Source organism: Cobetia sp. PDI-23MA, from assembly GCF_059507735.1.
In genome coordinates, this window is the sequence record NZ_CM183352.1 from 1,424,855 (window position 1) to 1,438,720 (window position 13,866).

Below are 13,866 nucleotides of genomic sequence, written 5' to 3' on the forward strand. Positions count from 1 at the left end.
CTGACCCCTTCAGAACGCGCCTCCAGGCATCTTCATCTTCCGTTTCTATCTTTCAACCCGTTCAACCCGTAAAGGAGTCTTCATGGCCGACCACCTCGCACGCTCCCTTCGACGTGATCTGCCACACCGCCCTCGACCGCCCGCCGCGAGCGCGCCGAGCGGGTGAAGTAACACGATATCTTCACTCGCTACTAGGGGCAGGCACGTCAGATACTGGAGACGCTGGTCGACAAGTACGCCGATGCGGGTGTCGAGCCCATCAAGAATCCCAAGGTGCTTATCCTAACCCCTTTCAGTAACATCGGCGCTCCCATGGAACTGGTCAGGGCCTTCGGTGGCAGGAATGGCCACCTCTCAGCGCTGCAGGACCTAGAACGTCAGCTATACGGATAACCGATGCTCAACTCACAACAAATAGCCGCAGAGCTGCAGAAACTGGGCTTTGTCTTGGATAAGGACAACGAACGTATCAAGGGCCTGCTGCACCCCGCTACCCAAACCCGTGTTTACGTTAAAACCAGCGCCGCAGGACACCCGGTAAGCAAGGCCCCCTTAGTGATACATCCTGACAACCTCAACAGGTGTCAGGATATCGATGTTACTGGAGTCAGGTCAGGCGTGAAGTTCCACAATAGCAACCTTACTGGCTACCCGAAGACCTTGCACACCGGTGCAAATCCAATCGCTCATGGGCTTGATATCGATGTTCCCACGGCAGCCGCTTTGCAACAACTCCTCACCCTTCTTATGGGTACTGGGTCGAATGACATCTACGGAGATATCCTGGCCGCGGATCAACAGCTAGACGGGCTTGATGAAACTACGCGCGAGCAGGTCATCGATGCACGCCGCGGCCAGGGGCTCTTCCGTGCCGAGTTGGAAAAAGCTTGGGATACCCGCTGTTGTGTGACTGGGGTCAAGCAGTCTGCCTTGCTTCGAGCCTCACATATCAAACCTTGGCGCAGCAGCAACAACCATGAACGGCTGGACCCGAACAATGGCCTGTTGCTGGTTGCCAGCCTGGATGCTGCTTTCGATGCGGGACTTATCAGTTTTCGATTCGACGGCGCAATTCAACTCAGTCCGCAGTTGAAGCCCGCTGATGCACTGTCCGCTGGCATCTATAACGACCTCGCGATTAGCAAACCTATTTCATCGGCACAGCAACACTATCTGCAATACCACCGCGACCATATTTTCAGGAATTAATTCATGAGCGTCTCACCCACCATCAAGTCCACCTAGGACATTATGCGCAAAGTGATCTTGCCTAGTGACAGTGGACGCCCTATTAAGGAAGTACACTGAACGACGCAATCCATGGCAAGGCAATCAGCGTCTATGAAGAAGACTCATGACAGTTACTCCCAAGCCTACAAGGATGAGGCTTTGGCACTCGCTGACCGTATCGGTATCAGTGCCGCCGCTCGAGAGTTAGGGTGGGGACATCATCCCGGCCAAGCGCTGATGGGGCAGGGGAGGCGTGTCAGTCTTGCTGGCCGCCCGAGCCTGTCCTATCACGTTTCAGGGAGAGAACCAGACTCGCAAAGGAAGCCCTCATGTCATTTGCCCATGACACCGTCATCGAAAGACTCGATAGCCTGCATGCCAAGGAGTGGCTGCGCGCGTACCATCGAGTGCGAGCTGCTACCGAGGCGATCTGTGCGCCGCTGAACAAGGAAGACTACATGGTGCAGAGCATGGCGGATGTCAGCCCGCCCAAGTGGCACATCGCCCATGTCAGCTGGTTCTTCGAGGCCTTCATCCTGAAGCCGTTCCAATTCGGCTATCAGGCGCTCGATCCCGCCTGTTCCAGATGGCGGATCGTCCGGTGACCAATGGCGAGTTTCTCGCCTTTATGCAGGACGGTGGATACGCCACTCCCGAGCACTGGCTAGCGGATGGCTGGGCGACGGTCAAGGCGGAAGGTTGGCGAGCACCGCTTTACTGGGTCGAACGCGACGGCGTCTGGCATCACTACACCCTGGGCGGCCTGGTGCCAGTGGATCTGAATGCGCCGGTCTGCCACGTCAGCTTCTTCGAGGCCGATGCCTACGCCCAGTGGGCGGGCGCGCGCCTGCCCACCGAGGCCGAATGGGAGACCGTCGCTCAGGATGTCCCACTCACGGGTAACTTCGTCGACCAGGGTCATCTGCAGCCAGTCGCGGCCGCGAGAGCCGAAGGCACCCCGGGTCAGATGTTCGGCGATGTCTGGGAGTGGACGGGCAGTGCCTATCGTTCGTATCCGGGCTTTCGCAAGTTGCCGGGTAGTCTGGGCGAGTACAACGGCAAGTTCATGTCCGGTCAGATGGTGCTTCGTGGGGGCTGTTGTGCCACGCCCGCCGACCACATCCGCGCGACCTATCGCAACTTCTTCCCACCCGAGGCGCGCTGGGCGTTCTCCGGCTTCCGTCTCGCCAGGGACGGTGGGGTCTGATGGGCTGACTCTTCCAGAACGCGCCTCCAGACACTTTCATATGCTGCTTTCATCTGCGGCTTTTGCCCACCAACTCATAAAGGAGTCTTCATGGCCGACCACCCTGAACCGCGTATCACGCTGCACCCGCTATCTTCGCGGGTGCGAATCCTGGTCGGTGAAACAGTGATCGCCGACACTGACAACGCGCTGGAATTGCACGAGAAGGGCTATCCACCGAGGCTCTATCTGCCGCGCGCCGATGTGACGATGGCGAAGCTCTCGGTCTCTCGTACCGTCACCCATTGTCCCTTCAAGGGTGACAGCACCTATTACTCGCTATCAGACCTTACTGATATCGCCTGGAGTTACGACCAGCCCATCGAGGAGATGCAGGCGATCGCAGGGCGATTGGCGTTCGATACCGACAAGGTCACATTGGAAATGGAGTGATTCAGGTGAATGACTCGCGGCCAACGTGATTCTCTTGTCGGCGCATAAGGTTCCGCCGTGCTCTGCTTCAGAGATAAACCGATAGAGAACAGTAGCTTGGCGTTCGCCGGATAGTTAGAATTCGGCAGCTTGCTGCACCGCGCTTCTCCATCGGTCGCGGTGCAGCATTACCTTTCCCTTATCAAGACTCAGTACTCCGGTTGGACGAATCACCTCGCTTGATTCCTTTCCGTATAGGCTGCACCAGGAGTCATGACAGTGGTTGTCCCTTCGAACATCGCGCCAGTGATGAGTGTACTGCTATGCCTCGTGCTGGCTTCCTGCGTCAGTCGTTACCTCAAGTCTCCCCGCATGAAAGGCCGCATCGGCGAGTGGCGGGTGCGCTGGATGGCGCGTCGACTCGGCAAGCAGGGCTATCGGGCCTTGCACGATGTCACCCTCAAGACCGCCAACGGCACCACCCAGATCGATCATGTGCTGCTGTCGCGTTTCGGCTGCTTCGTATTGGAAACCAAGAACATGAAAGGCTGGATCTTCGGCAGTGAGCACGAGGCGAACTGGACCCAGCAGTTTCCCCGCCGGTCGTTCAGCTTCCAGAATCCGTTGCGTCAGAACTACCGGCACCTCAAGGCGCTGGAGACGACGCTTGGCGTGCCATTCGAGCACCTGCATTCGGTGATCGTCTTCGTCGGCAGGGCCAGGCTCAAAGGCGAGATGCCAGCCAACGTGACGCGTGGGACTGACTTCGTTCCCTTCGTACAGTCGTTCAAAACCCCCGTCTTCAGCGAGGCGCAGGTCGAGGCCATGCATGAGGCGCTACTGACGGGGCGACTGGCGCCGACTCGGGCGACGCAGCGTACCCATGTACAGCACCTCAAGCAGCGCAATGCTCCACAGGCCAGACGTGAATGCCCGAAATGCGGCAGCCGGATGGTGCTGCGCACTGTCAAATCCGGTGTGCGTGAGGGCCAGCAATTCTGGGGATGCTCGGCCTATCCGGAGTGTCGTGCGACACAGGCGGTGTGATGCCACGGATTTATGGAGCCAGTGCGGCAATTATTCTATGAATTCAGGAAATTATCCCTATAGGGATAATTAGCCAGACATAGCGAAGCTATCCATAAATTTTCCCTGCAGGGATAATGGTTAGTATAGGCTGTAAGCGCTTTGATTATTCCCTTTCAGGACAATTGAGGGCGATCAGGCTGTCAAAATATCGAGGAGATCATCGCACCACGCATGAACTGCTAATGCTCCATCCGTGTGTACAGACTCGGACGGCCCACTGCACCTCCTGATTCGTCCCGACCGCCGGGCGTGAGATGGCGCAGGTGGACTCTGAGTGCAACACCGCAAGTGATGGAGGGTGATGCATTGGGGTTGGGCTATCTCTAGCCCGCCGTCCACCTGCGCTTCGGCTTCGATAGGCGACAGCCAGTATGCGGCCTTCGCCTTCAGCGTCGCTTCATCAGCTCCAGAAGTACCTCACCATGTATCTCACCCAGCACGTGCGTGTAGTGATGTGTCAGTGTTTGAGAGTTGCGGTGCCCGATCAACTTGGCGAGTAACTCGAGACGGTGACCTCGTGCCTTGGCATCTTTTTCCAGTACGTCGTAGACCGCTCGGCGGCAGTTCGCCAGTGCTGCAGGAGTGAAGGACCAATGTCCTCGGCAGGCGGAGGAAAGGCGATCCAGAAGCTGAGGGTAGTCGTCGCTGTAGAGGCGCAGTACGAGCCACGAGATTGCATTGTGCCTCAATAGATGGAAGTCGAAGTGGATGTCCTCCAGCTCCAATCCGGGTGTGAGAGCACCGCGGAGAGACTGCCGGGCCCATGCCATGAGCGGGGTCAGCAAGCTCTCTCTTGAATAGCCCAGCGGAGAGCTTTCTGGCCCCAGCAAGGCAATGTTCTTCAAACGCTGCTGGCCAGCAAAGGACTCTCGGCGTCTATCAATCCACTCTCTCACCAGCGTCATCAACTCTGGGGATATCAGAAGATGAAGAGGAACGCTGCGCCGAGCATTTGCGGTCTTTCCAGCATGGATTTCTACGTAACAGTAGGTGGGGCCGTCCTCTCCTGGCTGATTGATGATGACATCATGCAGTGTCAATGCCATGACTTCTCCAGCTCGCAGGCCCCCGTAGTAGCCAAGGAGGAAGGCGATCAGCCAGCTGCGCCGCAATCCACTCCGTCTTCGGGAGAGCGCCCGGGTCAGATGTTCCGCCTCGTGCGGCATGATCAGATGTGTACGCAATGTACTGATGAAGCGACCTCCCTCACCCTGTACGGGGGGGATACCCGTTAATCGATCGTTACCTTGGCAGAAGCTGATGAACTGATTGAACGTCTGGAAGAAGTTGTGGGACGTCGAAGTGTCCCAGCCTTTCTGAGTCGGTAGCTGTTCGCTGATCGCCTCCATCAGTTCTCCATCCCAGAGCGTCAACCATGGGATATCGGGCAACATCATCAAGGAGGTGGGCGTCAGTCGACTCAGGTAAGTCCTGAGCGTGCTGGCTTTGTTGCCTTGAGTGCTCGATTGATAAGACAGCCATAGCAGTATCCAGAGTGGGTAGCTGTCTTCGCCCAGCATGTGTATCAGCTTCTTCGCGTAGCGAGACGTAATGGCGTCATGCCGCTGAATCGCGGATTTCCCTTTGGGGGTTATCAGACCTTCATGCTCCAGTTCGGTGATATACGCATACAGTTGGTTGCCTGCTTTCACATACCAGTCTGTTGATAGTTGATCCTGCCGGTATCGAGGGGAGGTTGATGGTGACGATTCGTTGCTCCTGACGCCTCCTCCCATAAGGAGTTCAGGGGTGTGAAGATCAATCTCGATGTCTTCCGGTTCAGAGACATCCATGGCTCCAGAAGCGCTCGACGTACTGGAGGTAGAGAGGGGGGCCGCCGATAAAATGAGACTTTCGTCATGCTGCCAAGGAGAACGCCAGCTACACACTGGTAGGGGGTAGCGACGAAGCAGCTGTGACCAGAGGGGCGCAGGGCCTAACAATGTCGTGCATCGAAAGGCATGACGAAGCAATGATCGGACACTCTTCAGCGAAGCGGAGGAACCAGTCCTGCGTGGTGCCTGGCTATCTAGCAGCTGTGACAGACCGGTGACCAAGAGCTGATCCAGATGGGCAGCTCGCGCTTCCAATGGACTGTTCAGGTCCAGCGTAGCATCCGAGGAGAACCACCATACATCGGCCTGCTGGGAGGAGGTGGCTGGTGATGGGACAGGGGACTGACGGCAAGCCCTGAGTAGCCTCCTGATATGATTCGGGATTTTTAGCCGGTAATGGGCTGGATGTGTTCGAGGTAACCCTGGCAGGCAGCCGATGAACCAATGGTGGGGACCGCGCTTGATGTTCAGGCGTGGCAGATGCTCTGAGCTCAAGTTCAGCAGAGTATGGCGAATCACTTCTTCCTCCATCCCCAGCAGGGTACCCATGCTCAAGGCCAGGAAGAGAAGAGACTGCTCTGGCGTACATTGGTTGGCGGGAATGCGCTGCAGGGTGCGTACCGAATCCAGCACCCGTTGCTGAACCTTGATATCTCGTGATGAGGTAGCCGCGGATGAGGGTCTGACCGGGCGTTTGATACTGGTCGGAATCGTAGCCTCGAAGTCAGGCTCTCGGTTGAGATGAGTCAGTACAAGCGCGACTTCCTTGGTGACCTTTCGGGAGCTGAAGTCAAGTCCAGTTTCCTTGGCAAGCTGGATGGCGTTGCGAATCAAGGCTTGTACATCTCGCTGGTTCAAGCGTGTGGCATTGTGTCGAGCGCGAGACGGCTTGGTGGAAGGCGCACTTTGCGCTCTAGCCTGTGCTCTGGTTACCTTTTTCTTATGCCGTCGCCAGGCGTAGCGTGCGACATTCTTGCGGAAATGTCTGAGCTCTTCAGAAGAGGAGAAAAGGCGATGATCTGGATCATCCCAGCGACGGAATATCCTACCCAGTGTTTTCGAAAGCTCGATCGGAGGCAGCTTCGGAGCTGTAAGCGCCTTGAGAGTGCCCTAGGCAGGTACATCGGTTTTCTTCCGAAGGTCAATGGGGGTAACAGCGCTCATCCTCTATCTCCTTGAATGGCTGGTCCGGCGTGCTCAATGGGCCATGGGAGGTCGTCTCTGTGAAGCAGATTCGGCGTCAAGCCGCATAGTCTAGCGATATCGGTTAGTGCACTTCGTGTCGCCGATTGAATCAGGTTCCGATCACTGGACGGGGATTGGAGTGAATGTCCCTGAGTGGTGTGTCCAGCGAGCGCGCTAAATTCAGCGTGAGAAAGTCGCGATTGGAGCGCGGTGATCATGCTATGGCGCGTGATATTGGAAGGCTGTCGGCCCCACTGGCTCAATTCACTTGCCAAAGGCGAAGGCATGAACGTTGGAAGATCCTTGAGCCACTGCCGCCAGTCAGCATGCTGCATGCGTTGCTGCGTCAACATCATTGTCGAGGCATTGAACTTCCATTGAACGGGGTAGGCGACTTGTTCATGCCTAAGAAAGTCTGCTTTGCCACCGTGGCGTTTCCACCATCGTTGCCATTCCTCCCGCCACTCATGCTGAAGCCGGAGCAATGCGCCAAGGGCAGGGACAAGTGGAATTTGGCGGCTTTCCTGTGCCCGAGCCGAATCCTTGTCGCGTAGCCAGAGCGTATTTTCCAGCTGCTCACATTGGGTTTTGGATCCAATTGGGCGAGCCAAGGTGCAGAGCTGCCATGCAAGTAAGGTCAGCGCTCCCAGTATCTGACCTTGCCGGGCAATGGCTTCGCCGACTGCCCGTAAGTCGCTACTACGATTCCCTTGTAAGGTAATCAATGAGGTAACCAGCATGGCGTGGTTCTTGGTAAGTTGCGTCAGCAAATGAAGCGGACGTTTGAAATAGCTCGGCTCCTGGGCTTTTGTGGATCCCACGGTGTGATCTTCGCGAGGTGTACGACAGTCTTCTTCTAACAAGGGAAATAGGCCAAGCGCAGCTTGAGCCGAGAGAAAAGTCTTCTGAATCTTGCGCAGAGGTATCGTTCGATACGTTGCCGGGGCAGAGAGTGAGAGCGGGAGCTCGCCTCGCAACCAGGTCGCGATCACTTCATCTTCACAGGCAGGCACCACCCAATGATGATGACTGGCAGACACGCGCCTCAACGTCAGGGTACTTCCCGGGCGATTATCCCCCCAGCGCTTGAGTTTTTTCTCGATCAGTGATTTCAGTGCTTTGAAAGGCTGGGCGCCGGGGAGCCATACCTTTTCAGCCATGAGTGACTGATTGAGAGCGTTGGGCAAGGGCAACGTGATGATGGTTTCGGTAGGTGCCTTGTTGACAGAGTAGTGGAGTAGACCCTCCTCCGGTGACCAGCTGGGAATTTGATCCAGCGTCTGGCAGATGATCCACTCACGATTTCTGTCGCTATTGAGGAGCAGCTTGGGGGATCGGGAGATTACCGTCGTCTGCAGCAAGCGCTCAGGTGCTATTCCACTGCAAAGTAGAATGCTAAGAAATGCCAAGGCTTGTCGGATTGCAATGACACTCTCAGATTCTATGAGAAATTCCTCATCTTTCGGTGGTTGGAAGATACGTAAAGCTGCTAGAACCTCTTCTTGTGGGCGTAGGCTGATGTCTGCAGATGTCTTGAGACTGCGGGCCTGTTGCAAGAGCTGAACGCGTTCAAGGTGAAGCGCCTGATCGCCTTGTGAAAGCAGCGTGTTATGGAATAGTTCTTTCACTGGGTCGAGGGGTGAGATGCTGCTTTGGCTTAGGCCATTAGATGATGATTCATTCTTATGTTCATTGCCATCCGTGAGCTCTTCATCATTCTCTATTAAGGCATGGTCAAGTGCTTGGATTGACCTGTCAAGGGAGCGATAGTCGGTATATTCAGCATGGATTTTGTGAGATTTGTCACTGGCCCAAAGTGGCGAATCACGAAGAATGGTATCGACATGCTGGCGTCTTTTTTGATTTTCATTGCGAGCTCTATGCTGTTTTTTTATTGGGCTACGAGTGAGCTGGCTCGACTGATAAATTTCGTCAAGCAAAGCGCGTGTCGCTTTCTTATTGCGCAGATGGTTGGGATGCTCCGATGGACGATCAGTTGCTATATCATAGGCATGAAGAAACTGTTCGAGCAGCTTCAAATCAGCATTGGAAAAATGCTCGGGAGGAGGAACTAACTGCTCTCCCAGGGTAGGGGAAATGGGTCTGGGAAAGCTGTTGTGAATATCATCCAGGTCACCCCAGTCAAGTAGCCGCTTGAGCGTCTTTCTAAGCTCAAGTATCTGGGTGTAGTATTTTATGGCAGAGCCACGTGTCACAGTATGATAAGGCTGACCGAAAATCAGTCTAAGCAGCTTTCGGATACTGCTTACGCGAGGGTCAGTGAGCGATGTAAATCGGTAATTTACCGTATAATGAAGGCAGTGAGACATTCTATAATTTCGATGTGTCTCGTCCTCCATAAAAAATTGGCTTCCTAGGAACTCCTCTACTTGGGACACAAGGTCTGGCATCGAGTAATCGTTGGCAAAGAGGCGAGCGCTGAGGCGATATTCTGAGGCAATCAAGGGAGGGAGGCTCCCCCTGAGCCACTCCGGTATAAGGGGCCAGCGGGACCCGATCGCATTGAGGTCGTAATTAGCCAGTATTTGGTCAGGTAGTTGGTGTTCACTCACGTGAGAGCCTCCTGTTAATCAGTCAAGCGAACTTGGAAGTGCAAGTCCCATTTGCGGATTCGAGTCGGTTTTCTCCTTGTTATTCGAGTGCTTGCTTTTTTCTTTAGCGTTGCTTTTCTTATTGATATCTGGTTGCTGCTTCCTATTATCTTTTCGTTTACTATGAGCGTTTTTATTATTTGTTTCAGCAGCAGTAGCAGAGTGTGCTGTATTCCTATCTTCAGATATACCGCTTTGGTAAGTATTTGTATTTTTATTTATTTCGTTCATGAATTTCCTGATCGAGTCATCAGAATAACGATGCCTGAACATTGATGAGATTTGCTTGCGTGTTATTGGTAAGTTTTGTTGAGTGACTACATTGCTCCATGCGTGTTGTAATCTTTCATCATTAATGAAGTTTCTGAGTATAGTGTTCCATAACTTCTTTTCGTTAATTCTGATATCGCCAGTAGTATGTAGGTTGTGGATATTGATCCATTCCCAGCCAAGCTCGAGCAGAGGCTGTAGCACCTGGTAATAGAATCTCACCACCTGGACTTCATCTTCGTTGAGTCTGCCGATATCGATCTCGATGCAAAATACACTTTGTGAGACGGGCACTTTCTGTGTGGATACGATGGCTTTGATGACATGAAAATTCACGAACTCCTCGGAAGTGTGAGTCGACTGAACGTTGCTGCGGAAGCGGACAGGCGCTAGGGGCAGGTTCTCTGTCGCGACCGTTGGTCGAAAAGCATGCTCCTCGCTCATAAGCTCGGCGGTGTCCACCTCGAGTACTCGCTGATGGATGACAAGCGTCTTGTCAGCGCTGATTTTCACTAGTGACGGTGTATAGGTAGCATCTGGCATATTGATGACTCCAACGATAGGCAAAGGGGGGGCCGAGACGTATGAGAGAATCATTCGTCGAGTTCATGTCCAGCAAACGCGAGTAACTTTGAGTAGTGATGATCAGTCGAGCAATACACCCGACCTGTAGAACGATATTTCTGGGAGTGCCGCCTCCTGATATATCCAAGCTGAATCAGTGTGTACTAATAGCATAACTCAAGTGGCAAGAATCTAAGGTATCTTTTAACCGTCAAAATCGACCGTTTCGAGAGCATTAGGGATTTTTGGCGTCAAACTTGGTAGATATTTTGTATTGCAAGCCCTTGAGCGATTGCTTTTGTCAATTCATCGATTATTGAACGGTGATGCATTGCTCATATTTATCAAAAGTCGTTGGCGCTGTTTTCGAAGGGGTCTGCGACCCGAATGTACTCCGTCAAGGTGCTGAGATGTCTGTGACCTGTCACGCGTTGTATCTGCTCCAGGCTCTTCCCCCGCAGATGAGCTTCAGTGATCAGGCCAGCACGCATGCTATGTGTGCTGAATCCGCGTGAAGCCAGGTTTGACCGCTCAAGCCCCCTGATCAACGCATTCTGAAAAGCAGTTCGAGAGAGTTTCGAGCCTCCTGGCCTGCCGCCCAGCGAGACGCTGCGAAATACCGCACCTCTCTGGATATGGGCGGCTTCCAGCCAGCGATACAGGAGATTGACGGGGCAGTAGGGGAGCGAGGTATCCGCATGGTGAATGGCTTTGACTTCATGTCGTCCTTCTTGATTGGTCTTGCTGCGGGAGAGCCTGACCAACACGCCTCGTGTATCCCATGTGAGGTGCTCGACACGAAGGTTGAGGACTTCGCTGTAACGAAATGCTCCATAGAACGTCAGGCAGAACATGGCGGCGTCGCGCAGATCTCGCAACTCGCTCAAATCCAGGCTATTCAGCAGCTGATGCAGATCGTCTCGCATCAAGGCTGGTGCACGTTTCACCGGCACTTCATTGAGGCGTGCACAGCCGCGCATGACCCCCTTGATCATTTGCTCATTGCCCAGGGTGGGGCAATTCATGACAAGGTGCCAACGCCGTAACGAGCACAGCTGTCGCTTGAGCGTATTCGGTTTATAACCGTCCTCGAAACACCGGGTGAGGTAGTTGGCAATCTCCGTGTCGGTGCTGGGGAGGGTGCCGCCACGTCTGAGAAACATCCGTATGTCGCTTTGGAAGGCTCGGATGGTACTCGGTGCAAGGCTTGCCATGATCAGCTTTCGTGCCGAGACCGTCAGGCAAAGTCCCGGCAGAGAGTCCTGGTTTCCCTGATAGGGGATCACTTGCATTGCCTGATGCCTCCGTCTTTGAGGCGGGTGGATGCCTGTCGGTGGTCTGGACACCATAAGGGATCTCCATCGATGTCGAAAAGTTGGAATGAGGGCCGATATGCGCTGTGAGGTGGCCATCGAATTTCACGCTATCACCCTTCGTAAATCAGCCAACCCGAAATGCATGCTCTAGAAAGCATGGAGAGTTGAGAGTCACGCATATGCAAGGTTGTTCGAGAGGCTCCACTGGTAAATGTGCGATTTGTAGATGTTATGCTTAGGGTTAAGCCATAAAAAAGTGAAATCATCTAGTGATCGCGCGGGCGTGGCTGCCGAGCCGCCTCCCGTAATCAGAGCGATACCAGGCGCGCCAAGAAGGCGTTGGAGAACGCCACATCATTTGCCAGATCAAGAGTGATCTCTCGTACTCCCTCTGAGAAGCTCACACACTCACTCATGGGGGCCTGAGCATGTGGCGCGCCATGCATGTCAATCGTGGGGAGTTCTCCGCACGTGCCGGGGTCGTTGGAGGCTATCGAATCAGTGGCTGGAGAGACGATCGGGGCGGGTAGTGTCGGGGAGGAGAAGGAATCCAGTTGGATCGCAGCATGCTCGTCGGGCAAGTCGTCAAACAGTCGATAGGCGTAGTGTCGCAGCGTGCTTTCGTTGAGGGCATAGAAATAGCACGCATCATCCTGTGCATGTCGACGCCGTATGATCCGGCCAAGCACTTGGCGAAAATACTGTTCGGTCCTGACGTGGCTGAGATAGCAACATACCTGCAAGCGGGGAATGTCGATCCCTTCACTGACCATGTTGACGGAGACAATCCACGAAGTATGACCGTAGCGAAACGCCTCAAGTCGTGCGTGCGCTCCTTCTGTCTGGCTGGTTACCAGGCACACCGTCTGTCCCATCTGTTTCAGACAATCAGCGATGTCTTCTGCATGAGAAATGTTGGATGCCACCACCAATCCTGCGGCGCTCGGGTCTTTTTCCTGAAGCTGTCGCAAGCGTTGGCAGCTGACGTCCAGCAAATGCTGCTGAGGCCCGGGGTGACGCAGCAAGGCGGCGTAATGCACCGCTGGGTGACGCAGCAAGGCCGGGATGCTTTGGTAATACAGTGTCTCGCGCTGCGCCTGCTGTTCTGCCACCAGACGTATGTCGTCGTTATCTATCTGTCGGGTTCCGTCTGATTGACTATAGCTTGCGTAAACAGCTCAGGTCGTTCGACCTGCCACTCCTTCATTGCTGCTATAGGCGCTTTGTGCTGTAGTGCCTTCTGAGGAATGTGGTGATTATAGAGCCAGCAATAACGCTCGAGTGTCTGTTCTAAATCCTCACTTGAGTCATAACGCCGAGTCGCCAAAACATCGCTGATACGCCCATTGAAGCGCTCCACCATCCCGTTCGTTTGGGGTCTGCCTGGCCTGATCAATCGATGCTCAATACCATGGTTCTGACATTCCTGGTCGAAAAGATGATTTCCACTGGGCTTACGTTCGCCACCCACGGTGAAGCGATCGGTAAAGGATTTACCATTGTCCGTGAGCACGGTTCGAATCGTGAAGGGAGCCTCCTCTTCCACACGCTTCATGAACGCCTGGGCGTCCTTTGCAGATTGACTTGATCTGACCTCCAGATACACCCACCGAGTGGCACGATCAATCGCGACGTAGAGATAACGCTTCTGATCTTCGTCAGGCATTTGGGGCAGGTGCTTGATATCAATGTGCACATACCCGGGCTCATAATCCTTGAAAGGCCGATGCTTGGGCTTTTCGTCCTCCTTCGCATCTTGACGCGCCAGCTTGGCGAGAGTCGGTACATCACGTCGTTTGAGCATGCGCTGAAGTGCGGAACGCGACAGATTTGGGTTCAGGAATTCCCGAGCAACGACAAGTAGATCATCGAGCCCCAGGCGAAGCAGTTCACGTGCGGCGATGACGATCTCTTCCTGTTCTGAGGTCAGAGTCGCGAGTAGGTTATGACGTGTGTGGGAACGATCCAGGACATCATCACGATAGCGCCAGCGTTGTATAGTTGAGACGCTGACCCCGAACTGACGAGCGAGATCTTTGTTCGTCATGCTGGAGGGAGCTGCTTGGATGTCGGCACGGATTTTCGGTGTCGTCGTCGCTTGCTTATGCAGCTTGATGTCCATGAAGCTTTTCCTGAATCAATTGCTT

At 54.3% G+C, this 13,866-nt stretch carries 11 protein-coding genes and 2 pseudogenes; 7 read left to right on the forward strand and 6 right to left on the reverse strand.

Translation table 11 applies throughout. From position 1 onward, the window contains the following. Positions 1-104 precede the first annotated feature (104 nt). From AC5WNJ_RS06100 to AC5WNJ_RS06130, 7 genes and pseudogenes are all read left to right on the forward strand, one after another. A pseudogene (locus AC5WNJ_RS06100) lies at positions 105-393 on the forward strand (type I restriction-modification enzyme R subunit C-terminal domain-containing protein); the annotation flags it as partial. Positions 394-396: 3 nt separating this feature from the next. Beyond that, positions 397-1,209: an HNH endonuclease gene (locus AC5WNJ_RS06105; protein WP_495930703.1), complete on the forward strand. Its 813-nt coding sequence runs from the start codon at positions 397-399 to the stop codon at positions 1,207-1,209. A gap of 111 nt (positions 1,210-1,320) precedes the next feature. Beyond that, positions 1,321-1,440: pseudogene (locus AC5WNJ_RS06110) on the forward strand (IS3 family transposase); the annotation flags it as partial. 119 nt (positions 1,441-1,559) lie between these two features. After that, positions 1,560-1,835 carry a DinB family protein gene (locus tag AC5WNJ_RS06115; RefSeq protein WP_495930704.1) on the forward strand — a complete coding sequence of 92 codons (276 nt, stop codon included), beginning with the start codon at positions 1,560-1,562 and terminating at the stop codon, positions 1,833-1,835. Then, positions 1,817-2,437 (forward strand): SUMF1/EgtB/PvdO family nonheme iron enzyme, encoded by a 621-nt coding sequence (locus AC5WNJ_RS06120; RefSeq protein WP_495930705.1) that lies wholly within the window; start codon positions 1,817-1,819, stop codon positions 2,435-2,437. Before AC5WNJ_RS06115 ends, AC5WNJ_RS06120 begins: the two co-directional genes overlap by 19 nt. A gap of 90 nt (positions 2,438-2,527) precedes the next feature. Continuing rightward, positions 2,528-2,869: a DUF427 domain-containing protein gene (locus tag AC5WNJ_RS06125; protein ID WP_495930706.1), complete on the forward strand. Its 342-nt coding sequence runs from the start codon at positions 2,528-2,530 to the stop codon at positions 2,867-2,869. A gap of 258 nt (positions 2,870-3,127) precedes the next feature. Beyond that, a complete protein-coding gene (locus tag AC5WNJ_RS06130; protein WP_495930707.1) occupies positions 3,128-3,895 on the forward strand; it encodes a nuclease-related domain-containing protein in 768 nt (255 codons plus the stop codon). Positions 3,896-4,323: 428 nt separating this feature from the next. On the opposite strand, the gene AC5WNJ_RS06135 is transcribed toward AC5WNJ_RS06130, so the two are convergent. From AC5WNJ_RS06135 to AC5WNJ_RS06160, 6 genes are all read right to left on the reverse strand, one after another. After that, on the reverse strand, positions 4,324-6,606 hold the full coding sequence (locus tag AC5WNJ_RS06135) for a site-specific integrase (RefSeq protein ID WP_495930708.1): 2,283 nt from the start codon (positions 6,604-6,606) through the stop codon (positions 4,324-4,326). A 326-nt stretch (positions 6,607-6,932) separates the two neighbouring features. Continuing rightward, positions 6,933-9,422, reverse strand: coding sequence for a hypothetical protein (locus AC5WNJ_RS06140; protein WP_495930709.1), 2,490 nt, complete (start codon positions 9,420-9,422; stop codon positions 6,933-6,935). A 126-nt stretch (positions 9,423-9,548) separates the two neighbouring features. Further along, positions 9,549-10,382 (reverse strand): hypothetical protein, encoded by an 834-nt coding sequence (locus AC5WNJ_RS06145; RefSeq protein ID WP_495930710.1) that lies wholly within the window; start codon positions 10,380-10,382, stop codon positions 9,549-9,551. A 365-nt stretch (positions 10,383-10,747) separates the two neighbouring features. After that, positions 10,748-11,695, reverse strand: a complete 948-nt coding sequence (locus AC5WNJ_RS06150; RefSeq protein ID WP_024952250.1) for a site-specific integrase — start codon at positions 11,693-11,695, stop codon at positions 10,748-10,750. Positions 11,696-12,027: 332 nt separating this feature from the next. Further along, positions 12,028-12,831: a DEAD/DEAH box helicase gene (locus AC5WNJ_RS06155; protein WP_495930711.1), complete on the reverse strand. Its 804-nt coding sequence runs from the start codon at positions 12,829-12,831 to the stop codon at positions 12,028-12,030. A gap of 20 nt (positions 12,832-12,851) precedes the next feature. Then, positions 12,852-13,841, reverse strand: coding sequence for an IS481 family transposase (locus AC5WNJ_RS06160; protein WP_495930712.1), 990 nt, complete (start codon positions 13,839-13,841; stop codon positions 12,852-12,854). Between the last annotated feature and the right edge of the window lie 25 nt (positions 13,842-13,866).

What these genes read in the sequence shown, in the direction of transcription:
- AC5WNJ_RS06105 (WP_495930703.1), top strand. Translation starts at nt 397, where the DNA reads ATGCTCAACTCACAACAAATAGCCGCAGAGCTGCAGAAACTGGGCTTT.
- AC5WNJ_RS06115 (WP_495930704.1), top strand. Translation starts at nt 1,560, where the DNA reads ATGTCATTTGCCCATGACACCGTCATCGAAAGACTCGATAGCCTGCAT.
- AC5WNJ_RS06120 (WP_495930705.1), top strand. Translation starts at nt 1,817, where the DNA reads ATGGCGGATCGTCCGGTGACCAATGGCGAGTTTCTCGCCTTTATGCAG.
- AC5WNJ_RS06125 (WP_495930706.1), top strand. Translation starts at nt 2,528, where the DNA reads ATGGCCGACCACCCTGAACCGCGTATCACGCTGCACCCGCTATCTTCG.
- AC5WNJ_RS06145 (WP_495930710.1), bottom strand. Translation starts at nt 10,382, where the DNA reads ATGCCAGATGCTACCTATACACCGTCACTAGTGAAAATCAGCGCTGAC.
- AC5WNJ_RS06150 (WP_024952250.1), bottom strand. Translation starts at nt 11,695, where the DNA reads ATGCAAGTGATCCCCTATCAGGGAAACCAGGACTCTCTGCCGGGACTT.
- AC5WNJ_RS06160 (WP_495930712.1), bottom strand. Translation starts at nt 13,841, where the DNA reads ATGGACATCAAGCTGCATAAGCAAGCGACGACGACACCGAAAATCCGT.